General features: G+C 71.3%; 22 protein-coding genes. 14 read left to right on the forward strand and 8 right to left on the reverse strand.

What is annotated here, in order from left to right:
- Positions 1-39: 39 nt before the first annotated feature.
- The 8 genes from atpE to IF89_RS0118650 all read left to right on the forward strand — a co-directional run bounded on the left by atpE (position 40) and on the right by IF89_RS0118650 (position 6895).
- On the forward strand, positions 40-270 hold the full coding sequence (atpE, locus tag IF89_RS0118615) for an ATP synthase F0 subunit C (protein WP_030768902.1): 231 nt from the start codon (positions 40-42) through the stop codon (positions 268-270).
- 51 nt (positions 271-321) lie between these two features.
- The gene (locus IF89_RS0118620; protein ID WP_030768904.1) at positions 322-855 is read left to right on the forward strand and encodes a F0F1 ATP synthase subunit B; all 534 of its coding nucleotides are present in this window, start codon (positions 322-324) and stop codon (positions 853-855) included.
- Positions 852-1667, forward strand: a complete 816-nt coding sequence (locus tag IF89_RS0118625) for a F0F1 ATP synthase subunit delta (protein ID WP_030768906.1) — start codon at positions 852-854, stop codon at positions 1665-1667. Before IF89_RS0118620 ends, IF89_RS0118625 begins: the two co-directional genes overlap by 4 nt.
- Before the next feature lie 129 nt (positions 1668-1796).
- Positions 1797-3392 carry a F0F1 ATP synthase subunit alpha gene (gene atpA / locus IF89_RS0118630; RefSeq protein ID WP_030768909.1) on the forward strand — a complete coding sequence of 532 codons (1596 nt, stop codon included), beginning with the start codon at positions 1797-1799 and terminating at the stop codon, positions 3390-3392.
- A gap of 20 nt (positions 3393-3412) precedes the next feature.
- The gene (locus IF89_RS0118635) at positions 3413-4330 is read left to right on the forward strand and encodes a F0F1 ATP synthase subunit gamma (protein WP_030768911.1); all 918 of its coding nucleotides are present in this window, start codon (positions 3413-3415) and stop codon (positions 4328-4330) included.
- Positions 4330-5772 (forward strand): F0F1 ATP synthase subunit beta, encoded by a 1443-nt coding sequence (gene atpD, locus IF89_RS0118640; RefSeq protein WP_030768913.1) that lies wholly within the window; start codon positions 4330-4332, stop codon positions 5770-5772. The genes IF89_RS0118635 and atpD overlap by 1 nt, the downstream gene beginning before the upstream one ends.
- A 141-nt stretch (positions 5773-5913) precedes the next feature.
- Positions 5914-6285, forward strand: coding sequence for a F0F1 ATP synthase subunit epsilon (locus tag IF89_RS0118645; RefSeq protein ID WP_030027381.1), 372 nt, complete (start codon positions 5914-5916; stop codon positions 6283-6285).
- A gap of 163 nt (positions 6286-6448) precedes the next feature.
- Positions 6449-6895: a DUF2550 domain-containing protein gene (locus IF89_RS0118650; protein ID WP_030768915.1), complete on the forward strand. Its 447-nt coding sequence runs from the start codon at positions 6449-6451 to the stop codon at positions 6893-6895.
- Between the two features lie 55 nt (positions 6896-6950).
- Here the strand turns inward: IF89_RS0118650 and IF89_RS0118655 are convergent, their stop codons facing one another.
- The 3 genes from IF89_RS0118655 to IF89_RS0118665 form a co-directional block, all read right to left on the reverse strand.
- The gene (locus IF89_RS0118655) at positions 6951-8852 is read right to left on the reverse strand and encodes a glycoside hydrolase family 18 chitinase (protein ID WP_078628389.1); all 1902 of its coding nucleotides are present in this window, start codon (positions 8850-8852) and stop codon (positions 6951-6953) included.
- A 136-nt stretch (positions 8853-8988) separates the two neighbouring features.
- Positions 8989-9642, reverse strand: a complete 654-nt coding sequence (locus IF89_RS0118660; protein ID WP_030768919.1) for a response regulator — start codon at positions 9640-9642, stop codon at positions 8989-8991.
- Positions 9639-10823, reverse strand: a complete 1185-nt coding sequence (locus IF89_RS0118665; protein WP_043194111.1) for a sensor histidine kinase — start codon at positions 10821-10823, stop codon at positions 9639-9641. The genes IF89_RS0118660 and IF89_RS0118665 overlap by 4 nt, the downstream gene beginning before the upstream one ends.
- Before the next feature lie 161 nt (positions 10824-10984).
- Between IF89_RS0118665 and IF89_RS0118670 the strand changes: the two genes are divergently transcribed.
- Entirely contained in the window at positions 10985-11554 is a 570-nt protein-coding gene (locus IF89_RS0118670) for a hypothetical protein (protein ID WP_043194112.1), read from the forward strand.
- A 38-nt stretch (positions 11555-11592) separates the two neighbouring features.
- Here the strand turns inward: IF89_RS0118670 and IF89_RS0118675 are convergent, their stop codons facing one another.
- On the reverse strand, positions 11593-12165 hold the full coding sequence (locus IF89_RS0118675; RefSeq protein ID WP_030768926.1) for a cob(I)yrinic acid a,c-diamide adenosyltransferase: 573 nt from the start codon (positions 12163-12165) through the stop codon (positions 11593-11595).
- 215 nt (positions 12166-12380) lie between these two features.
- On the opposite strand from IF89_RS0118675, the gene IF89_RS0118680 reads away from it, so the two are divergent.
- From IF89_RS0118680 to IF89_RS0118690, 3 genes are all read left to right on the forward strand, one after another.
- Positions 12381-13229 carry a 3-hydroxyacyl-CoA dehydrogenase family protein gene (locus tag IF89_RS0118680; RefSeq protein WP_030768929.1) on the forward strand — a complete coding sequence of 283 codons (849 nt, stop codon included), beginning with the start codon at positions 12381-12383 and terminating at the stop codon, positions 13227-13229.
- 172 nt (positions 13230-13401) lie between these two features.
- Positions 13402-13725: an STAS domain-containing protein gene (locus IF89_RS0118685; protein ID WP_030153791.1), complete on the forward strand. Its 324-nt coding sequence runs from the start codon at positions 13402-13404 to the stop codon at positions 13723-13725.
- A gap of 190 nt (positions 13726-13915) precedes the next feature.
- Positions 13916-16543: an ATP-binding protein gene (locus tag IF89_RS0118690; RefSeq protein WP_051807238.1), complete on the forward strand. Its 2628-nt coding sequence runs from the start codon at positions 13916-13918 to the stop codon at positions 16541-16543.
- A 64-nt stretch (positions 16544-16607) separates the two neighbouring features.
- Here IF89_RS0118690 and nucS read toward each other — a convergent pair whose 3' ends face one another.
- The gene (nucS, locus tag IF89_RS0118695; RefSeq protein ID WP_030768934.1) at positions 16608-17279 is read right to left on the reverse strand and encodes an endonuclease NucS; all 672 of its coding nucleotides are present in this window, start codon (positions 17277-17279) and stop codon (positions 16608-16610) included.
- Between the two features lie 219 nt (positions 17280-17498).
- Here nucS and IF89_RS0118700 point away from each other — a divergent pair, with 219 nt between their 5' ends.
- Positions 17499-17891, forward strand: a complete 393-nt coding sequence (locus IF89_RS0118700) for an SCO5389 family protein (RefSeq protein WP_030660337.1) — start codon at positions 17499-17501, stop codon at positions 17889-17891.
- A 22-nt stretch (positions 17892-17913) separates the two neighbouring features.
- On the opposite strand, the gene IF89_RS0118705 is transcribed toward IF89_RS0118700, so the two are convergent.
- On the reverse strand, positions 17914-18945 hold the full coding sequence (locus IF89_RS0118705; protein ID WP_030768937.1) for an LLM class flavin-dependent oxidoreductase: 1032 nt from the start codon (positions 18943-18945) through the stop codon (positions 17914-17916).
- Positions 18946-19175: 230 nt separating this feature from the next.
- Between IF89_RS0118705 and IF89_RS0118710 the strand changes: the two genes are divergently transcribed.
- Positions 19176-19502: a hypothetical protein gene (locus IF89_RS0118710; protein WP_030768939.1), complete on the forward strand. Its 327-nt coding sequence runs from the start codon at positions 19176-19178 to the stop codon at positions 19500-19502.
- A gap of 20 nt (positions 19503-19522) precedes the next feature.
- Here the strand turns inward: IF89_RS0118710 and IF89_RS0118715 are convergent, their stop codons facing one another.
- Together IF89_RS0118715 and IF89_RS0118720 are read right to left on the reverse strand one after the other, a co-directional pair.
- Positions 19523-20359, reverse strand: a complete 837-nt coding sequence (locus IF89_RS0118715) for an ABC transporter permease (protein WP_030768942.1) — start codon at positions 20357-20359, stop codon at positions 19523-19525.
- Positions 20356-21471 (reverse strand): ABC transporter ATP-binding protein, encoded by a 1116-nt coding sequence (locus IF89_RS0118720; protein WP_030768946.1) that lies wholly within the window; start codon positions 21469-21471, stop codon positions 20356-20358. The genes IF89_RS0118715 and IF89_RS0118720 overlap by 4 nt, the downstream gene beginning before the upstream one ends.
- Between the last annotated feature and the right edge of the window lie 120 nt (positions 21472-21591).

Below are 21591 nucleotides of genomic sequence, written 5' to 3' on the forward strand. Positions count from 1 at the left end.
CAACCCCCACCGGTCCGTGAAAGAGAAGGAAGAACTGGCATGTCCCAGACCCTTGCTGCCGTCACCGGCTCCCTCGGCTCCATCGGTTACGGCCTCGCCGCCATCGGCCCCGGCGTCGGCGTCGGCATCATCTTCGGTAACGGCACCCAGGCTCTTGCTCGTCAGCCCGAGGCGGCCGGTCTGATCCGCGCCAACCAGATCCTCGGCTTCGCCTTCTGTGAGGCGCTCGCCCTCATCGGTCTGGTCATGCCGTTCGTCTACGGTCCGTGATCTTCGGACTCACGACCAGTCCACTAGACGAAAGGCACTGATGTGAACCTCATGGTTCTCGCGGCCGAGGAAGTTCAGAGTCCTCTCATCCCGCCGCTCCCCGAGCTCGTCATCGGTCTGATCGCCTTCGTCATCGTCTTCGGTTTCCTCGCGAAGAAGCTCCTCCCGAACATCAACAAGGTTCTGGATGAGCGCCGTGAGGCCATCGAGGGCGGTATCGAGAAGGCGGAAGCCGCTCAGACCGAGGCCCAGAGCGTCCTGGAGCAGTACAAGGCCCAGCTCGCCGAGGCCCGGCACGAGGCCGCGCGCCTGCGCCAGGAAGCGCTGGAGCAGGGCACTGCGCTGAAGGAAGAACTGCGCGCAGAGGGCCAGCGGCAGCGTGAGGAGATCATCGCTGCCGGTCACGCCCAGATCGCGGCAGACCGCAAGGCCGCCTCTCAGGCGCTGCGCCAGGACGTGGGCAAGCTCGCCACCGACCTGGCCGGCAAGCTCGTCGGTGAGTCCCTTGAGGACCACGCCCGGCAGAGCCGCACCATCGACCGCTTCCTCAGCGAGCTTGAGGAGAAGGCCGAGGCGGCCCGATGAACGGAGCGAGCCGCGAGGCGCTGGCCTCCGCGCGCGAGCGTCTCGACGCGCTGACGGACAGCACGTCCGTCGACGCGGCGAAGCTCGCCGGTGAGCTGGCCGCTGTCACCGCGCTGCTCGACCGTGAGGTCTCGCTGCGTCGGGTCATCACGGACCCGGCGCAGGCCGGCGAGGCCAGGGCCGAGCTCGTCGCTCGGCTGCTCGGCGGTCAGGTCGGCGGGGAGACCCTCGACCTGGTGTCCGGCATGGCCCGGTCCCGCTGGTCGCAGTCCCGCGACCTGGTGGACTCGCTGGAGGAGCTGGCGGCCACCGCCGACCTCACGGCGGCCCAGCAGGCCGGCGCACTCGACAACGTCGAGGACGAGATCTTCCGCTTCGGCCGGATCGTGTCCTCGAACACCGAGCTGCGTGCCGCGCTGACCGACCGCGCGGCGACCGCCGCCGCCAAGAGCCAGCTGCTGCGCAGCCTGCTCGGCGGCAAGGTGAACGCCGCCACCGAGCGCCTGGTGACCCGTCTTGTCACGCACCCGCGTGGACGTAGCCTGGAAGCGGGACTGGAGTCCCTTTCCAAGCTCGCCGCCGAGCGCCGTGACCGCATGGTCGCCACCGTGACCAGCGCGGTTCCGCTCAGCGACGTGCAGAAGCAGCGTCTCGGCGCGGTGCTGGCCAAGCTGTACGGCCGTCAGATGCACCTGAACCTCGACGTGGACCCCGAGGTCCTCGGCGGGATCTCGGTGCGAGTCGGCGACGAGGTCATCGACGGCACCATTGCGGAGCGTCTCGCCGAGGCGTCCCGCCGCATGGCCGGCTGACCAGCCACCACAAGTACAAAGCATTCCTAGCGGCCCGGTTGGGCCGTGCAGAACTTGCAGAAGATTCCTGGGGGTCGCCCCCAGACCCCTAAGAAGCTTCAGGCCCAACAAGGAGAGCAGGGAACCCAGATGGCGGAGCTCACGATCCGGCCGGAGGAGATCCGGGACGCACTGGAGAACTTTGTCCAGTCGTACCAGCCGGACGCGGCCTCGCGCGAGGAGGTCGGAACGGTCAGCGTTGCCGGCGACGGCATCGCGAAGGTGGAGGGCCTGCCCTCCGCCATGGCGAACGAGCTGCTGAAGTTCGAGGACGGCACCCTCGGTCTCGCCCTCAACCTCGAGGAGCGCGAGATCGGTGCGATCGTCCTCGGCGAGTTCAGCGGTATCGAGGAGGGCCAGCCGGTGCAGCGCACCGGTGAGGTTCTCTCCGTAGGTGTCGGCGAGGGCTACCTCGGCCGCGTTGTCGACCCGCTCGGCAACCCGATCGACGGCCTCGGCGAGATCGCGACCGAAGGCCGCCGCGCCCTCGAGCTGCAGGCCCCGGGCGTCATGGTCCGTAAGTCGGTGCACGAGCCCATGCAGACCGGCTACAAGGCCGTCGACGCGATGGTGCCGATCGGCCGTGGCCAGCGTCAGCTGATCATTGGTGACCGTCAGACCGGCAAGACCGCTCTGGCCGTCGACACGATCATCAACCAGCGCGACAACTGGCGCTCCGGCGACGTGAACAAGCAGGTCCGCTGCATCTACGTCGCCATCGGCCAGAAGGGCTCGACCATCGCGTCCGTCCGCGGCGCCCTGGAAGAGGCCGGCGCGCTCGAGTACACGACGATCGTCGCCGCCCCGGCGTCCGACCCGGCCGGCTTCAAGTACCTGGCGCCGTACACCGGTTCCGCCATCGGCCAGCACTGGATGTACGCCGGCAAGCACGTCCTGATCATCTTCGACGACCTGTCGAAGCAGGCCGACGCCTACCGCGCCGTGTCGCTGCTGCTGCGCCGCCCGCCGGGCCGTGAGGCCTACCCGGGTGACGTCTTCTACCTGCACTCCCGTCTGCTGGAGCGCTGCGCGAAGCTGTCCGACGAGATGGGCGCCGGTTCGATGACCGGTCTGCCGATCGTCGAGACCAAGGCGAACGACGTGTCGGCGTTCATCCCGACCAACGTCATCTCCATCACCGACGGCCAGTGCTTCCTGGAGTCCGACCTGTTCAACGCGGGCCAGCGCCCGGCGCTGAACGTCGGTATCTCGGTCTCCCGCGTCGGTGGCTCCGCCCAGCACAAGGCCATGAAGCAGGTTTCGGGTCGTCTGCGCGTCGACCTGGCCCAGTACCGCGAGCTGGAGGCGTTCGCCGCCTTCGGTTCCGACCTGGACGCCGCGTCGAAGGCCTCGCTGGAGCGCGGCAAGCGCATGGTCGAGCTGCTCAAGCAGGGCCAGTACCAGCCCATGCCCGTCGAGGAGCAGGTCGTCTCCGTCTGGGCCGGCACCACCGGCAAGATGGACGACGTCCCGGTCGCCGACATCCGTCGCTTCGAGTCGGAGCTGCTGGAGTACCTGCGCCGCGAGCGCAAGGACCTCCTGACCTCCATCGCCGACGGCGGCAAGATGTCGGACGACACCCTCGGCTCGATCGCTGACGCCATCGCGGCCTTCAAGCGCCAGTTCGAGACCTCGGACGGCAAGCTCCTGGGCGAGGACGTGCCGGCCGTCAACGTCTCCAAGTGACGACGGAAGGGACCTGACTCATGGGAGCGCAGCTCCGGGTCTACAAGCGTCGCATCCGTGCCATCACGGCGACCAAGAAGATCACCAAGGCGATGGAGATGATCGCCGCCTCGCGCATCGTCAAGGCGCAGCGCAAGGTGGCGGCGTCGATGCCGTACGCGACCGAGCTCACCCGTGCGGTGACCGCGGTGGCGACCGGTTCGAACACCAAGCACGCCCTGACCACCGAGGTCGAGGCGCCGACCCGCGCCGCGGTCCTGCTCATCACGAGCGACCGCGGTCTGGCCGGCGGCTACTCCTCGAACGCCATCAAGCAGGCGGAGCGGCTCAGCGAGCGGCTGCGCGCCGAGGGCAAGGAGGTCGACAGCTACATCGTCGGCCGCAAGGGTGTCGCCTACTACGGCTTCCGTGAGCGCAAGGTCACGGACTCGTGGACCGGCTTCACCGACAGCCCGGCCTACGCCGACGCCAAGCGCGTCGCCGAGCCGCTGATCGAGGCCATCCAGCTGGAAACGGCCGAGGGCGGCGTCGACGAGCTGCACATCGTCTACACGGAATTCGTGTCGATGATGACGCAGAACGCGGTGGACGGCCGGATGCTGCCGCTCAGCCTCGAGAAGGCTGCGGAGGAGGACGGTGCGAAGGGCGAGATCCTTCCGCTGTTCGAGTTCGAGCCGTCGGCGGAGGACGTCCTCGACGCCCTTCTGCCGCGCTACGTCGAGAGCCGGATCTACAACGCACTGCTGCAGTCGGCCGCTTCCGAGCACGCCGCCCGCCGCCGCGCGATGAAGTCGGCCACCGACAACGCCGGAGACCTCATCAAGAGCCTCTCCCGACTTGCCAACGCGGCCCGCCAGGCCGAAATCACCCAGGAAATCAGCGAGATCGTCGGTGGCGCCAGCGCCATGGCCGACGCGACCGCGGGGAGTGACAAGTAATGACGACCTCTGTTGAGACGGCCGCTGCCACGGGCCGCATCGCCCGGGTCATCGGCCCGGTCGTCGACGTGGAGTTCCCCGTCGACGCGATGCCCGAGATCTACAACGCGCTGAAGGTCCAGGTCGCCGACCCGGCCGAGGACGGCGCGCTCAAGACGCTGACCCTCGAGGTCGCCCAGCACCTGGGTGACGGCCTGGTCCGCACCATCTCCATGCAGCCCACCGACGGCCTGGTCCGCCAGGCCCCGGTGACCGACACGGGCGAGGGCATCACCGTCCCCGTCGGTGACTTCACCAAGGGCAAGGTGTTCAACACCCTGGGTGAGGTGCTGAACTACCCCGAGGCGAACGCCGAGGTCACCGAGCGCTGGCCGATCCACCGCAAGGCGCCTTCGTTCGACGAGCTCGAGTCGAAGACCGAGATGTTCGAGACCGGCGTCAAGGTCATCGACCTTCTCACCCCGTACGTCAAGGGTGGAAAGATCGGTCTGTTCGGTGGTGCCGGTGTCGGCAAGACCGTTCTGATCCAGGAAATGATCTACCGCGTCGCCAACAACCACGACGGTGTGTCGGTCTTCGCGGGCGTCGGTGAGCGTACCCGTGAGGGCAACGACCTCATCGAGGAGATGGGCGACTCCGGCGTCATCGACAAGACGGCGCTCGTCTTCGGCCAGATGGACGAGCCCCCGGGCACCCGTCTGCGCGTCGCCCTGGCCGGTCTGACCATGGCGGAGTACTTCCGCGATGTGCAGAAGCAGGACGTGCTCTTCTTCATCGACAACATCTTCCGGTACACCCAGGCCGGTTCCGAGGTGTCGACCCTGCTCGGCCGTATGCCCTCCGCGGTGGGTTACCAGCCGAACCTGGCCGACGAGATGGGTCTCCTGCAGGAGCGCATCACCTCGACCCGCGGTCACTCGATCACCTCGATGCAGGCGATCTACGTCCCCGCGGACGACCTGACCGACCCGGCGCCGGCGACCACCTTCGCCCACCTCGACGCGACGACGGTTCTCTCCCGTCCGATCTCCGAGAAGGGCATCTACCCGGCCGTGGACCCGCTGGACTCCACGTCCCGCATCCTCGACCCGCGGTACATCGCGGCGGACCACTACGCGGCCGCCATGCGTGTCAAGGGGATCCTGCAGAAGTACAAGGACCTCCAGGACATCATCGCGATCCTCGGTATCGACGAGCTGGGCGAGGAGGACAAGCTCGTTGTCCACCGTGCCCGCCGTGTCGAGCGCTTCCTGTCGCAGAACACCCACGTCGCCAAGCAGTTCACCGGCGTGGACGGTTCGGACGTTCCGCTCGACGAGTCGATCACCGCGTTCAACGCGATCTGCGACGGTGAGTACGACCACTTCCCCGAGCAGGCGTTCTTTATGTGCGGTGGCATCGAGGACCTGAAGGCCAACGCCAAGGAGCTGGGCGTCTCCTGATCCGGCGCGCTCCGCGAGGAGCGCTTCCGGTTCGCAGGTTTCGTCGGAGAGGGGCGGGTGTGTCCCGTCCCTCTCCCCACGCCCATTAGAATTTGACCCAACACCCGGCAGACCCGCCGGGTGGTGACCCGAGGAGCCACCTTGGCTGCTGAGCTGCACGTCGAGCTGGTCGCGGCGGACCGCAATGTCTGGTCCGGCGAGGCCACCCTTGTTGTCGCCCGCACCACGTCCGGCGACATCGGCGTCATGCCCGGTCACCAGCCGCTTCTCGGTGTGCTGGAATCGGGCCCGGTGACCATCCGCACGAGCGAGGGCAACACTGTCATCGCCGCGGTGCACGGCGGATTCATCTCGTTCGCGGACAACAAGCTGTCCCTGCTGGCCGAGATCGCCGAGCTCGCGGACGAGATCGATGTCCAGCGTGCGGAGCGGGCACTGGAGCGCGCGAAGGCGGAGGCCGACGCGGCCGCCGAGCGTCGTGCGGATGTCCGGCTGCGCGCCGTAACGGGCTGATCGCCCGTCGGAGTTTCAACCGCTGGGCCCCGGAGGGCGACCTCCGGGCCCCGGCAGACCTCAGCCGCGGTCCGTTCTGGAATCTTCCAGACCGGGTCGCGGCTGAGGCGATGCAGGTCCGTTTTTTCTCATGCGTATTCGATGAGCGAGGAGGTCGGTGAAGATGCTCCTCGCTCTGCTTGTGAGCGGCCTGGTCGTAGCCCTGGTGGTGATCGGGCTCTTCGTCTTCGGACTGCGCCGCAGACTGATCCAGCGGTCCGGCGGGACCTTCGACTGCAGCATGCGCTGGGGCGTGGCCGAGGAGCCCGACGTCTCCGGCAAGGGCTGGGTGTACGGGGTCGCGCGCTACAGCGGTGACCGGATCGACTGGTTCCGGGTGTTCTCGTACTCGCCGCGTCCGCGCCGGCTGCTGGAGCGGTCCTCCATCGAGGTCCTGGCGCGCCGCGCCCCGGAGGGCGAGGAGGAGCTGGCGCTGCTCTCCGACGCCGTCGTGCTCGGCTGTCTCCACCGGGGGACGCGCCTGGAGCTGGCGATGAGCGAGGACGCGCTGACGGGCTTCCTGGCCTGGCTGGAGGCGGCGCCGCCCGGCCAGCGGGTGAACGTGGCCTAGGGCATGGAGAAGCCGGGGGGACGGGGGCGGACCCGTCTCCCCGGCTTCCGTCTCGTTACTGGAGCCCGGTGTGGACCGCGTTCGCGAGCTCACCGCCCGCGGTGTCGCCGCTGAACTCCCAGTAGAAGGCTCCCCTGAGGCCCTGCTGCTTGGCCCAGGCCATCTTCCCGGCGATGGTGGCGGGGGTGTCGTAGCTCCACCAGTTGCTGCCGCACTTGGCGTAGGCGGTGCCGGCGACGGTGCCGGTGGCCGGGCAGCTGTTCTTGAGCACCTTGTAGTCCTCGATGCCCTGCTCGTACGTGCCCGGTGCCGGGCCGGTGGCGGTGCCGCCGGGCGCGGCCTGGGTGACGCCGGTCCAGCCGCGCCCGTAGAAGCCGATGCCGAGGTTGAGCTTCGAACCGGGCACGCCCTTGGCCTTGAGCTTGGCGATGGCGTCGGCCGAGTTGAAGCCGGCCTGCGGGATGCCCGCGTAGGAGGTGAGCGGGGAGTGCGGGGCCGTCGGTCCCTGGGCCGCCCACGCGCCGAAGAAGTCGTACGTCATGACGTTGTAGAAGTCGGTGTACTGTGCGGCGCCCGCGTAGTCCGCCTTGTCGATCTTGCCGCCGTCCGAGGCGTCGGCGGTGATGGCCGCGGTGACCAGGTTGTTCGCACCGAACCGGGCCTTCACGGCCTGCATCAGGTTCTTGAAGGCGGCCGGGCCGCTGGTGTCGCAGGACAGGCCGCAGGCGTTCGGGTACTCCCAGTCCAGGTCGATGCCGTCGAAGACGTCGGCCCAGCGCGGGTCCTCGACCAGGTTGTAGCAGGACTGGGCGAAGGCGGTCGGGTTGGCGGCGGCCTGCGGGAAGCCGCCGGACCAGGTCCAGCCGCCGAAGGACCACAGCACCTTGATGTTCGGGAACTGCTTCTTCAGCTTGCGCAACTGGTTGAAGTTGCCGCGCAGCGGCTGGTCCCAGGTGTCGGCGACGCCGTCGACGCTCTGGTCGGCGGTGTAGGCCTTGTCGTAGTCGGCGTAGGCGTCACCGATCGTGCACTGGCCGTTCTGGACGTTGCCGAAGGCGTAGTTGATGTGCGTGATCCTGCCGGCCGTGCCGGAGGTGACCAGGTTCTTCACGTGGTAGTTGCGTCCGTAGACGCCCCAGTTGGTGAAGTAGCCGAGCTTGACCTTGTCGCCCGGGTCCGGGGGGACGGTCCCGCCGGTCGTGGTGACCGCGGTGGAGCCGGAGGAGGGGCCGGTCTGGTCGGCGGTGTCGCGGGCGGTGACGCTGTAGGTGTACGTCGTGCCCTTGGTCAGGCCGGAGTCCGCGTAGCTCGTGCCGGTGACGGTGGCGATCCTGGCGGAGCCCCGGTAGACGTCGTAGTTCTTGACGCCCTTGTCGTCGGTGGCCGAGGTCCAGGTCAGGGTCAGCGAGGTGTCGGCGACGTTGCTCGCGCTGGGGGCGCCGGGAGCCGTGGGGGGAGCGTCGCCGGGCTGGGTGCCGCCGTCGCAGGACGCGCCGTTGATCCTGCAGCCGGTGGGGGCGCCGGATCCGGTGCCGTTGAAGCCGAAGCTGGCGGTGGCGCCGGGGGCGAGGGTGCCGTTCCAGCCGACGTTCTTGGCCGTCCAGTGGGTCCCGGAACCGGTGACGGTGGCGTCCCAGGCGGAGGTGACCGAGGTGCCCGCCGGGTAGTCCCACTCCACGGTCCAGCTGCTCAGGGTGGTGGTGCCGGTGTTCTTCACCACCCACTTGCCCTCGAAGCCGGAACCCCAGTCGGAGACCTTGGTGTAGGTCGCGGTCGCCGAGGCGGCCGCCTGGGCCGGACCGGCCAGGGCCACGAGCCCGGTGACGGGCAGGGCGAGCACGGCGACGACCGCCGCGACTCGGGTGAAGAACCGGGTGCGTCGGGTGGGGGGTGGGGATGCTGTGCTCAAGGGTGCTCCTCCGGAGGTCCGTCGCGGCCGTGGGGCCGGCTGCGACATGGGGGTGGGACCTGCGCCGCCCGTGAGCACGCTTTGTCATGGCACGCTCACCACAGTGTGGCCCGAGCGTAGAAAGGTCTGGACCAACCGTCAAGAGGTCCAGACCGGTACCGGGGGGTGCGGCCCCCGCCCGGACCTAGAGCCCCAACTCCTGTGCCAGGACCGCCGCTTGGAGCCGGCTGCGCAGCTCAAGCTTGCCCAGCAGCCTGCTGACGTGGGTCTTCGCCGTGGCGTCCGCCATTTCCAGCCGTTCGGCGATCTCCGCGTTCGACAGGCCCTCGCCCAGAGCGCCCAGCACCTCGCGCTCGCGGGGCGTCAGGGAGGCGACCGCCGCCGCCCGCTCCGGCGCCGGGGCGGTCCGCGCCGGACGCGGCGCCGCGAACTCGGCGATCAGCCGCCGGGTCACCGCCGGGGCGATCAGGCCCTCCCCGCGGGCGACCGTCCGCACCGCCTCCAGCAGCTCCGACGCGTCCGCGTTCTTCAGCAGGAACCCGGCAGCGCCCGCCCGCAGCGCCCCGAAGACGTACTCGTCCAGGTCGAAGGTGGTCAGCACCAGGACGTCCGCCAGCCCCTCCTCGACCACCTGGCGGGTCGCGGACACCCCGTCGAGCCGGGGCATCTGCACGTCCATGAGGACGAGATCGGGCCGCAGCTCCCGCGCCAGGTGCACCGCCTCCTCCCCGTCGGCCGCCTCACCCGCCACCTCGATGTCGCCCGCGCTGCGCAGGATGAGCACCAGCCCGGCCCGCACCGCGGCCTGGTCCTCGGCCACCACCACCCGGATGGTCATGCCTCCACCGCCTTCTCCTCGGCGGGCAGCATCGCCCGCACTCGCCACACGGTGCCGTTCCGGCCCGCCATGAATTGCCCGCCCAGCAGTTCCGTCCGCTCCCTCATGCCGATCAGCCCGGCCCCCGAGCCCGGGGCGCGGGGCCCGGGGCGGTCGCCGTAGGGCGAGTCCACCGCCACGTGCAGCAGGCCGTTCTCGTGCGCCACGCGGACCGTGACGGTGCCGGGGGCGGCGTGCTTGAGGGCATTGGTCAAGGACTCCTGGACGATCCGGTACGCAGCCAGCTCCACGGGGGCGGCGGCCGGCTCCCCGGAGGGCCGGTCGTCGTGCAGGACGAAGGCCAGCCCGCTGGCGGAGCCGTTGGTCGATGCCTGTCTGATCAGGGCGTCCAGACCGTCCAGGGACGGGACCGCTACCGCCTCCTGTCCGGCGCCGGCGTCCCGCAGCAGGCCGATCAGACGACGCATTTCGGCCAGCCCCTGCACGCTGTTCTCGCGGATCACGCCGAGCGCGTCGCGGCTGGTCGCGGGCGAGTCGATGGAGAGCGCGGCGGTGGAGTGGATGGCGATGGCCGACAGGTGGTTGGCCACCATGTCGTGCAGCTCCCGGGCCATCCGGGCACGCTCGGCGGCCACGGCCTGACTGCGGTCCATCTCGGCCAGCAGCGCCGTCTGCTCCGCGCGCAGCCGGGCGGCCTCTGCGGCTTCGCGGTGGTTGCGCAGGGTGGCTCCGGTCAGGGCCGGGGCGAAGCTCACGATGCCGGTGATCGCGCCGATCAGCAGGGCCTGCGGGGTGCGCAGCCAGGCCACCGAGGCGATGGTGACGACGACGGTGATCAGGCCCGTGGTGACCGGCAGCCGCCGCGCCATGGCCGGCTTTCCGTACACGACGGCGGCGTACATCAGGTCGGTGAAGATCACGACCGTGGCGAGGCTGCCGACGGTGAACTGGTCCGCGACCACTCCCGCGGTGCCGACGATCAGCGTCACCTGCGGCACGGTGCGGCGCAGCAGCTCCATCGCGCCCAGCACCACCAGGGGCACCAGGGCGGCCCAGGCGGGCAGGAAATCCCGCCCCGGGCTGCTGTACACGCCGAGCGACCAGAAGGCGAGGCCCGCGGCCACGCTGACCACCGCGAGGAGGACGTCGTCACGATGGGGGCGCAGGCTCTTCTCGGTCACGGTCCCATCCAACAGGGTGTGCGGCGGCCGCACGTCGGCGGAGCGGCCGAGCCGCGGCTACATCGAAGGATGCAGCCGCACATGGTCACTCGCGACGACGCATCGGGCTCCGACGGCCGGGAGCCTTGGAGTACGACGCACCCGAGCGGAGGGAGAATCCCGTGATCGTCGCGCTGATCATCGCCTGTGAGGTCGGCTTCTGGGTCCTGCTGGCGGCGGGACTCGCCCTGCGCTACCTCGCCGGGAAGCCCCGGCTGGGCGCGGCGGTCCTGCTCTGCGAGCCGCTGATGGAGCTGGTCCTGCTCGTCGTCACGACGATCGACCTGAAGAACGGCGCCGCGCCCGACTGGAAGCACGGTCTCGCCGCGCTCTACATCGGCTACACCGTCGCCTACGGGCACTACACGATCACCTGGCTCGACCGGCACGCCGCGCACCGGTTCGCCGGAGGGCCCAGGCCGGCGGGCGCCGGGTACGGCAAGGAGCGGGCCCGGCACGAGTGGAAGCTCTGGGTCCGTACGGTGATCGCCGCCGCCGTCGCCCTGACGCTGCTCCAGGGGGCGATCTGGTACGTCGGCGACGCCGGCGACGTCAGCTCGCTGCGGGCGTGGCAGTCCGGCGCCCTGCGGGTTGTCGGCATCCACGCCCTGGTCGCCGCCGCCTACACCGTGTGGCCGAAAAAGGCCCCCGCCGCCGAGGAGGAGCGGCCCTCCTTGGCGAAGTCCCGGTGAGGAGGGCCTGCCGGCCCCGTGAGAAGGGCCTGCCGCCCCTACCGCTCGCCCCCCGGCACCCACAGCACGTCCCCGACCTCCTTGTTGGCCACCCGGGCCAGGATGAACAGGAGGTCGGAGAGGCGGTTCAGATAGGTGGCGGTGAGCGGGTTCATCGTCTCCCCGTGCACCTCCAGCGCCGCCCACGTCGACCGCTCGGCGCGCCGGACCACCGTGCAGGCCTGGTGCAGCAGGGCCGCGCCGGGGGCGCCGCCGGGCAGGATGAAGCTGCGCAGCTTCTCCACCTGCTCCAGGAAGAGGTCGCAGTCGGCCTCCAGCTTGTCGATGTAGAACTGCTCCACGCGCAGCGGCGGGTACTCCGGGTTCTCCACGACCGGTGTGCACAGGTCCGCGCCCACGTCGAACAGGTCGTTCTGCACCCGGACCAGGACCTTCACGACCTCCGGCGGCAGGCTGCCGAGCGCGACGGCGGTCCCGATGGCCGCGTTGGCCTCGTTGGCGTCCGCGTACGCGGAGATGCGGAGGTCCGTCTTGGCCGTGCGGCTCATGTCGCCCAGGGCGGTCGTGCCCTTGTCGCCGGTACGGGTGTAGATGCGCGTGAGGTTCACCATGCGGCCAGGGTAGACGGGCCCGCCGGGCGGGTGGCGGCCCGTGGCAGTGCGTGAACTGTGAGGCAGCGCACCGGTCATGGGCCGTACCGGTGTGATGTCCGTCATCTGAGACGTGACGCGTGTTACTTCACGGTCACACCGCACCCCCCGGACGCTAGTCTCCGCCGGAGTGGCTACGAAGCCGTGCCGTATGCGAGAACAACGAGGGGTGTGCAGTGGCTGGGAAGCTCGCCGTCATCGGTGCCGGACTCATGGGTTCCGGGATCGCTCAGGTCTCCGCCCAGGCGGGATGGGAGGTCGTGCTGCGCGATGTCACCGACGCCGCGCTGACCCGGGGCACGGACGGGATCAAGGCCTCGTACGACAAGTTCGTCTCCAAGGGCCGGCTGACCGCCGAGGACGCCGAGGCGGCGCTCGCGCGCATCACGACGACCACCGACCTGGACGCGGCCGCCGACGTCGACATCGTCGTGGAAGCCGCCTTCGAGAAGATCGAGATCAAGCACGAGATCTTCCGCGCGCTCGACAAGATCGTGCGTGAGGACGCCATCCTCGCCTCCAACACCTCCGCCATCCCGATCACCAAGATCGCGGCCGTGACGGAGCGTCCGGAGCGGGTCGTCGGCGCGCACTTCTTCTCGCCCGTCCCGATGATGCAGCTGTGCGAACTGGTCCGCGGCTACAAGACGAGCGACGAAACCCTCGCCGCGACCCGGGCGTTCGCCGAGTCCGTCGGCAAGACCTGCATCGTCGTCAACCGCGACGTCGCCGGATTCGTGACGACCCGTCTGATCTCCGCGCTCGTCGTCGAGGCCGCGAAGCTGTACGAATCGGGCGTCGCCACCGCCGAGGACATCGACATCGCCTGCAAGCTGGGCTTCGGGCACGCGATGGGCCCGCTGGCCACCGCCGACCTCACGGGCGTCGACATCCTGCTGCACGCCACCAGCAACATCTACACCGAGTCCCAGGACGAGAAGTTCGCGCCGCCGGAGCTCATGCGCCGCATGGTGGACGCAGGGGACATCGGCCGCAAGAGCGGCCAGGGCTTCTACAAGCACTGACCGCGGTCCCCCCACTGAGCGCCATCGTTCGAAAGCCTTCACCCGTCAGGGTGATTTAGGTATCGGTTCGCTCACGGTCGGCAACTTCCCTGCCCGCGCGGCAGTCAGTTGCAGTGAGAGTTGCCGACCACGGACCAGTTGCCATACGTACGCAGTACTGCCGGGAGTACACATGCACATCAGGGGCGACCACGCCGAACTCGCTGTCGGGGGCCGCCTCGACGTGCGCAGCGCGGCGGACGCCCGTACGGCCCTCCACACCGCCCTCGACGACGGCCACGGCGACCTCGTGCTCGACCTCACCGGGCTCGACTCCTGGGACGCGACCGGCCTCGGCGTGATCATGGGGGCGCACCGGAGGGCCGGCCGGACGGGACGACGCCTCGTCCTGCGCGGGGTGCCTCCGCAGATGCAGCGGCTGCTGGTGGCGACCCGCCTGCACCGGATCCTCGCGATCGAGGGCGGCCTGGAAGCGGAGTCCCTGCCCCGGGTCTGAACCGCAAGCCGCTGACCTTCGCATTTCCTGCGGAAAGTAACGGTCCGGTGGTGATCCAGCCCCTACGGTTTCCCGCACGACCGGCCACGGTCTAGGGTTCGGGCGGAAACCGGACCGTGGCGACAGCGGGTGCGCGACGGCCGGGCGGTACGACGGCGAGGCGCACGGCCCGCGATCGGGGGACTGGGTCATGGACCGTACACAGGGGCAGACCGGGCGCGACGAGCAGGGCGCGGGCAGCCCGGCGTCACCCGCCGCCTCCGCTTCCTCCACTTCCCCCGCCTCCGCCGCCGTGCCCGCGTCCCCTCGGGCGTCCTCCGCGCCGGGGCCGGCGCCCGCCGGCCCCGCACGGGTCGTCACCCTGACCGCCGGCGACTTCTCCCTCACGGTCAACCCCGTCGACGGCAGCGAGATCGAACCGCTGCGACCCGGCACCGAGCGCCGCCGCCCCGCCAAGCGCGACGCCGCCGGCCGCGCGGCCCTGGACGCCGCCGCCGAGCCGCCCGTCCTGCCGGGCCCCCCGATATCCGCCCGGCCCCTGCTCGGCCGCGAGGAGGAGCTGGAACGGCTGGTCCGGCTCCTGGGCCGCGGCCGGTCCGTCCGCCTGACCGGACCCTCCGGTTCCGGGCGCAGCGCGCTGCTCGACGCGGTCGCCGCCCGCTGCGCGGGCCTCGCGCCCGACGGTCTCGTCCGGCTCAGCGGCCACGGGCACCAGCAGCCCGGCGAGCTGCTCCACGCCCTCTGCGCCACCGTCTACGACGCCCCCCACGAGCGCCCCGAACACGACGAGCTCCTCGCCCGCGTGCGCGACATCGCAGCCGTCGTCCTCCTCGACGACCTGGAGATGGGCGGGAGCGCCCTCGACGAGCTGCTGCGGGCGACCCCCGAATGCGCCTACCTGCTGGCGGCCACCCCCGACACCAAGGCCCCCTCCGACGACTCCCACGTCGAGGAGGTCTTCCTCACCGGCCTCGGCCGGGCCGACTGCGCCGCACTCCTCGAAGCGGGCCTGGGACGGCCGCTGACGGACGAGGAGACCGCCTGGGCGGGCGACCTGGGCTTCGCCTCCGAAGGGCTGCCGCTGCGCTTCGTGCAGGCCGCCGCGATGCTGCGGCAGCGCGACGAGCTCAACCGCGGCGACGAGGACGACGACGAGGAGGAGCCCGGCGTCTTCGAGGAGCGCCCCCGTGACAGCGGTGTGGTCCCGCTGCCGACGCTCGCCGAGGCCGCGGCCCCCGCGGAGCTTCTCGCCTCGCGGGTCAGCGAGTCCGCGCGGGCGGCCCTGCGGATCGCGTGTGCGCTCGGCGGCGAGCTGCCGCACCACGCCCACCTGCCGGCGCTCGTGGGGGACACCCACGCCGACACGGCGGTGGCGGAGCTGCTCGACTGCGGGCTGCTCACCCGTGTCGGGGCCCGCTACCGGCTGGCCGGCGGCGTCGCCCGGCAGCTGGAGGAGGTCGGCTACGGCGACACCGCGTCGGAGGAGGCCCGTACGGCCGCCCGGCACTACGCCTGGTGGACCGGCCACGCCTCCGTGGTGCCGGAGCGGGTGGCGGCCGAGGCGGACGCGGTGCTCGCGGCGCTGGCCGGCGCGGACGTCGTCGCCGCGGCGGTGCTGGCCCGCACGGCCGCCCCCGCCTTCGCGGCCTCGCTGCACTGGGAGGCCTGGGAGCGGGTGCTGCGCTCGGGAGCCGAGGCCGCGCGCAAGGCGGGAGAGGTCGCCGAGCAGGCCTACTTCCACCACGAGCTGGGCGTGCTCGCCCTGTGCGAAGGGCGGCTGGACCGCGCCCGCGCCGAGCTGGAGACCTCCATCGGGCTGCGGGGCGCCCTGGCGGACAAGCGCGGCACCGTGGCCGGCCGCCGTGCGCTGGCGCTGGTCGTGGACCGGGAGGCCGCCGGAGCGGCCGCGTCGCCGCCGCTGCGCCTGGAGGCGCCCGCGGCGCCCTCGGAGGCCGAGGGGGCTGCGGAGGCCGTCACGGGGACCCCCGCCACCGGGGCGGCGCCCCCGGCCGCGCTCGCAGCCCCGGCCGTCCGCACGTCCCTCGACGCCCGCACGTCCCTCGACTCGCGCAGGACCCCGGACGCCCGCACATCCCTCGACTCGCGCAGGACCCCGGACGCCCGCACCACCCCCGCCGCCGGGACGGGCCCGGCCGGCCCGGCCCGGCCCCCGCTCCCGGTCCCCTCCGAGGCCGTCACGCGGATGACGCCCGTGGTGCCGGTGGACCGGGACGCGCAGCCGCCGACGACCCTGTCGGCCGTGTTCGAGGACGCCTTCCCGACGGCGCCGAAGCAGCACGGGCCCGCCGCCGCGACCCCGGCCCCGGTGCCGGCCGCGCCGCCCGCCCGGGACGCCGGCCGCCGCAAGCTCGTCCTGCTGGCCGCCGCGGGGGCACTGGCCGCGGTGGCCCTGGGCACCGTCGTGAGCTTCGCGCTGAGCTCCTCCGACAGCGAGCCGCCCGCGCAGGGCCCCGCCGTGTCCTCCACCCCGGAAGCGTCCAGGACGCCCTCCGCGGTCCAGCAGACCGGCGGGAACGATCCTGCACCCCAGCCGCCCGGGACGGCCCCCTCCCAGGAGCCCACGGTCCCGGCCGCCGGCACGGGCGCCGCCCCGGCCCCCGGACGCACGCCCGGCCGTACCCCCTCCCGGCGCCCCTCCGCGACGCCCCCGAACTCCCAAGCTCCGACGCCCAGTTCGGCCCCGACGACCTCCGGGGCGCCGACCCAGCAGCCGACCGAGACGGCCGCGCCCTCGCCCACGGAGACCGGCACCACGACGGGCACGGCCACCGCCACTTCGCCGGTCACCACGCCCTGAACGCACGACGGCTTCCGTCCTCGCGGACGGAAGCCGTCGTGGGTCGGCCGAACGCCGGCCGGGGTCAGAACAGGCGGAGCTTGTCGTCCTCGATGCCGCGCAGCGCGTCGTAGTCCAGGACCACGCAGTCCATCCCGCGGTCCGTCGCCAGCACCCTCGCCTGCGGCTTGATCTCCTGCGCGGCGAACACGCCGCGCACCGGGGCCAGATGCGGATCGCGGTTGAGCAGCTCCAGGTAGCGGGTCAGCTGCTCGACGCCGTCGATCTCGCCGCGCCGCTTGATCTCCACGGCCACCGTCGCGCCCGAGGAGTCCCGGCACAGGATGTCCACCGGGCCGATCGCCGTCATGTACTCGCGCCGGATCAGCGTGTAGCCCTCGCCCAGCGTGTCGATCCGGTCGGCGAGCAGCTCCTGCAGGTGCGCCTCGACACCGTCCTTGATGAGCCCCGGGTCCGTGCCGAGCTCGTGGGAGGAGTCGTGGAGCACTTCTTCCATGGTGATGATGAGCTTCTCGCCCGCCTTGTTGACGACCGTCCACACACCGGCGTCGTCACCGCTCCCCTCTTTGAGGGTGCACGGCGGAGACATCCAGTTGAGCGGTTTGTACGCCCGGTCGTCCGCGTGGATCGAGACACTGCCGTCGGCCTTCACGAGGATCAGACGGGGTGCCGAGGGCAGGTGGGCGGTGAGCCGGCCCGCATAGTCGACGGAGCAGCGGGCAATCACGAGACGCATGGTCGGCAACGCTACTCGACCTACGGCCCTCCACGCGATTCGCCCCTGAAAGCCCCGTTCGCCGATGGCGCGTTGTATGCGCATTCTCCTGGTGCGTCACCCATGGGGCGCCTACCGTGGTGAGCGGGAGGTTGTCGAGCGTGCACTCTGCGTCGCGATCTCCTTCCCTGCCCGTAAGACTCCGGCAACCAGTCAACCGGGGTCGCGAGAGGAGAACCCATGTCGCTCGACGTCTCACCGGCCCTACTCGAACAGGCCGAGCGAGGCGAGGTCGACGAAGCCGCTTTCGTCGACTGCGTCCGGACCTCCCTGCCCTACGCATGGGAGATGATCAGCTCGCTGGTGGCCCAGCTGAAGGTCGACGGCGGACAGTTCGCCGACAACCAGACGCCGCCGCCCGACGAGCAGGCGCGTGGGCAGCTGCTGCGCGCACTCGCGAGTGACGCGATACGCGGTGCGCTGCAGCGGCACTTCGGAGTGCGCCTTGCATTCCAGAACTGCCACCGGGTGGCGGTCTTCCCGCTGGATCCCTCGGTGGACGACCGGCTGGCCAAGTTCACTTCGATCCGCGGTCAGCTGCTCAACCAGTCGCCGGAACTGCGGGACTGCTGAGCAGCCCCGCAGCCCGTAGGTCTCAGCCGAGACGGGGCAGGACTTCGGCGCCGAGTCGCCGTACGTTCTCCTCCGTCGCGGCGAGATCTCCGGAGCCCTCCGTCAGGAGGGCGAAGCGCGTGATGCCCGTGCGCGCGGCGGTGGCCGCCAGGCGGTCCGCCGCCAGCCGGGGAGTACCCACGGGGTGCAGGTCGCACAGCAGCTCCGTGTAGGCGACCGGATCCCGCATCGCGCGCACGCGGCCGTCGACGGTCACGTGCGCGTCCAGGCCCGTCCTCAGCCAGCCCGGCATGGACTTCAGCAGCGTCTCGCGGGCGTCGGCCGTGGCGTCCGCGATCTGGCACACCCCGGCGGAGACGTGGCCGGCCGCGGCCACGTGCTCGGGGGAGTGGCCCGCCGCGAGCGCCGTACTGCGCCACAGCGCGACCATCTCGGCCTTGTTCTCGTCCCCGCAGTGCATGCCGAGCAGCATCGGCAGCCCCCGCAGCGCGGCCATCCGCACCGACGACGGCGAGGTGCAGGCGACGATGACCTCCGGACCCGACCCGTCCCCGTCCAGCGCCTCCGACGGCCGCGGTACGACGGCCACCTCGCGGAAGGCGTACCGCGGCCCGTCGGCACCGACCCGCGCCTGCGTGAGCCACCGCCGCAGCAGGTCCAGGGACTCCGGGAAGCCGTTCTCGTAGGCGTCCAGGCCGCCGCCGAACACCTCCAGGTCGACCCACGGCCCCCCGCGCCCCACGCCGAGCGTGAACCGGCCGCCCGACGCGAGGTGCAGCAGCGCCGCCTGCTCCCCGAGGGCGACCGGGTGCGTGCTCGGCAGCACGCTCACCGCCGTGCCCACCCGCAGCCGGCGGGTCCGGCCGAGCAGCAGGCCGGCCAGGGTCACCGCCGACGGGCAGACCCCGTACGGGACGAAGTGGTGCTCGGCCAGCCAGACCGAGTCGAGCCCGGCCTCCTCCGCCACCTCCGCGGTCCGCACCGCCCGGTGCAGTGCCTCGCCCTGTCCCTGACCCGGGAACTGGGCCGCCAGTACAAACGCTCCTACGCGCATCGCCTATAGCCTCCTCGCGGCTGACGCGGCCTTCCCCAGGTGGACCGGTTCTTCCTATGGCAACAACGTCTGACACGTGCCAAAGGCACGGGCTGACACAGAAGTTATTGGGATTGTCCGGCCAGCACCGGCCGTCGGCCCGTCCCCCCGTGGACACCCTGCGGGTACCCGGCCTCGCTGCGCGTAGTCTGGAGGAAAGTCACTGCCGTCAGCCCATCCGTGAGGTATACGTGTCACCGCGCAACAACCGCCGCAGGGGCGGCGAGAGTCCGGAGGAGCGTCCCGGTGGCGGGCTGGACCGCTTCGGACTGGAGCGCACCGAGGAGTACCAGGGCGAGGACTGGAAGGTGCGGCACGTCGCGGGCGCGAGTGCCGCGGGCAAGCGGTACCGCTGCCCCGGCTGCGACCAGGAGATCCCCTCGGGGACCCCGCACCTGGTGGCCTGGCCCGAGTACGGCGGCGTCGACGACCGCCGGCACTGGCACAAGGCCTGCTGGAACGCGAAGGACCGCCGCACCACGAAGGTGCAGCGGTCCCGCAACGCGCCCCGGTACTGACCGCGGCCCGACCCGGCCGGTCAGACGTCCCGGCGACCGACCACGACGTAGGAGCCGGCCACGGTCGCTCCCGTGACCAGCACGAGGATCAACAGGTGTGAGAGGTTGCTGGGCGCCGGGCCCAGGTCGCCGCCCTCCCGCATGCCGAACAACTGGCTCAGCGCGACCGGCACGTTGCGCTGGAGGATCTCCCGTCCGACGGGGGCCACCGCCTCCCAGGCGCTGAGCATGGCGCCCAGGACCGGGGGCAGGGTGACCACGCCGAGCATGACGGCGATCGCGCCCGCCGAGTGCCGCACCAGTGCGCCGATCGCGAGCGCCAGCACGCCGAGCAGGGTGACGTAGAGGCAGCCGGCCAGGGCGCCCAGCCACTCGTGCGCCGCGTGCGGGCCCGCCGCGGACCCGCCGTGGGCCAGCACGGCGGCGATCCCGACCACGAAGACGGACAGTGTGGTGGCGACGAAGGCCGTGGCGCTGAAGACGAGGTACTTCGCGGTGAGCACCCGGAAGCGGTCCGGCGCGGCCGTGAAGGTGGTGCGCACCAGTCCGGTGGCGTGCTCCGAGGCGATGGTCAGCACACCGAGGACCATCACCGCGACCTGCCCGACCATGAGCCCGAAGAGGGCGGGCGTGGTGAAGGAGATGGACTCGTAGTCCTGGTCCCGGGTCTGCGTGACGAAGAGCAGCCCGACACCGACGACGGTCACCACCAGGGCGCCCAGTGTCCACAGGGTGGAGCGGATCGAGATCAGCTTGGTCCACTCCGAGGCGAGGGCGTGCCCCAGGTGCGGCCGCGGCGTGGGCAGCGGGGAGCTGTAGCTCCGCGGCTGTTCCGGCGTCGTCGTCGTCGCGGTCATCGGGTGTCCTCTGCGGATTCCTTGGCGGTGCTCGCGAGCTCGCCGGGACTGCTGGGCATCAGGAAGGGAGTGCCACCCGCTCCGGGCGGCGGCGGCGCGAAGAAACCCGCCTGCGGGACTTCGGGGGCCGCGGGGCCGTCCTCCCAGGCCGGGAGGGCCATCGGGTCCTGCTCCCACAGCTCGGCCCGCGGGTCCTCGGTGGAGGTGTACTCGACGGCGGACTGCGTCATCCGCATGTACGCCTCCTCCAGCGAGGCCCGGTGCGGGGACAGCTCCCACAGCCGTACGCCGGCCGCGTGCGCGAGGTCGCTGATGCGGGGCAGCTCCAGCCCGGTGACGCGCAGTGCTCCGCCGGGCTCCTGCAGGACCCGGCCGCCCGCCTCGGTGAGGGCGTTGCCCAGCGTCTCCCGGCCATCGGGATCGGTGTCGGCCGCACGCACCCGAGCGAATCCGGCCGAGTTGTGCGCGATGAACTCCTGTGTCCCCATGTCGGCCAGCAGCCGTCCGCGACCGATGACGATCAGGTGGTCGGCGGTCAGCGCCATCTCGCTCATCAGGTGGGAGGAGACGAAGACGGTGCGGCCCTCGGCGGCGAGCCGCCTCATGAGGTTGCGGACCCAGAGGATGCCTTCGGGGTCGAGGCCGTTGACCGGCTCGTCGAACAGCAGCACCTGGGGGTCGCCGAGCAGCGCCGTCGCGATGCCCAGGCGCTGGCCCATGCCGAGGGAGAAGCCCTTCGTCCGCTGCCGGGCGGCGTCCTGCAGGCCGACGACGGCCAGCACCTCGTCCACCCGCTTCTCCGGGATCCCCGAGAGCTGGGCGATGGACAGCAGGTGGGTGCGGGCCCGGCGGCCGCCGTGGACGGCCTTGGCGTCGAGGAGGGCCCCGACGTGCCGCTGGGCGTTCGGCAGCTCCCGGAAGGGCAGGCCGTTGATCGTGACGTGACCGGACGTGGGCCGGTCGAGGCCCAGGATCATGCGCATGGTGGTGGACTTCCCGGAGCCGTTGGGCCCCAGGAAGCCCGTCACGTGACCCGGCTTGACCTGGAAGGACAACTGGTCGACGGCGGTCTTGGCGCCGTAGCGCTTGGTCAGGCCGACTGCCTCGATCATTGTGCTGCCCCTTACCAGGCCGGGACGACTCTCGCCCGTGTAAGGGTTAAGAGGATAGCGAGGATCCTACGGTTCCGTCCCGGGCCGGATCCCTGACCCGTCCCGGAGACCGACCCTGGC

The organism is Streptomyces sp. NRRL F-2664 (genome assembly GCF_000719345.1).
Classification (GTDB): domain Bacteria; phylum Actinomycetota; class Actinomycetes; order Streptomycetales; family Streptomycetaceae; genus Streptomyces.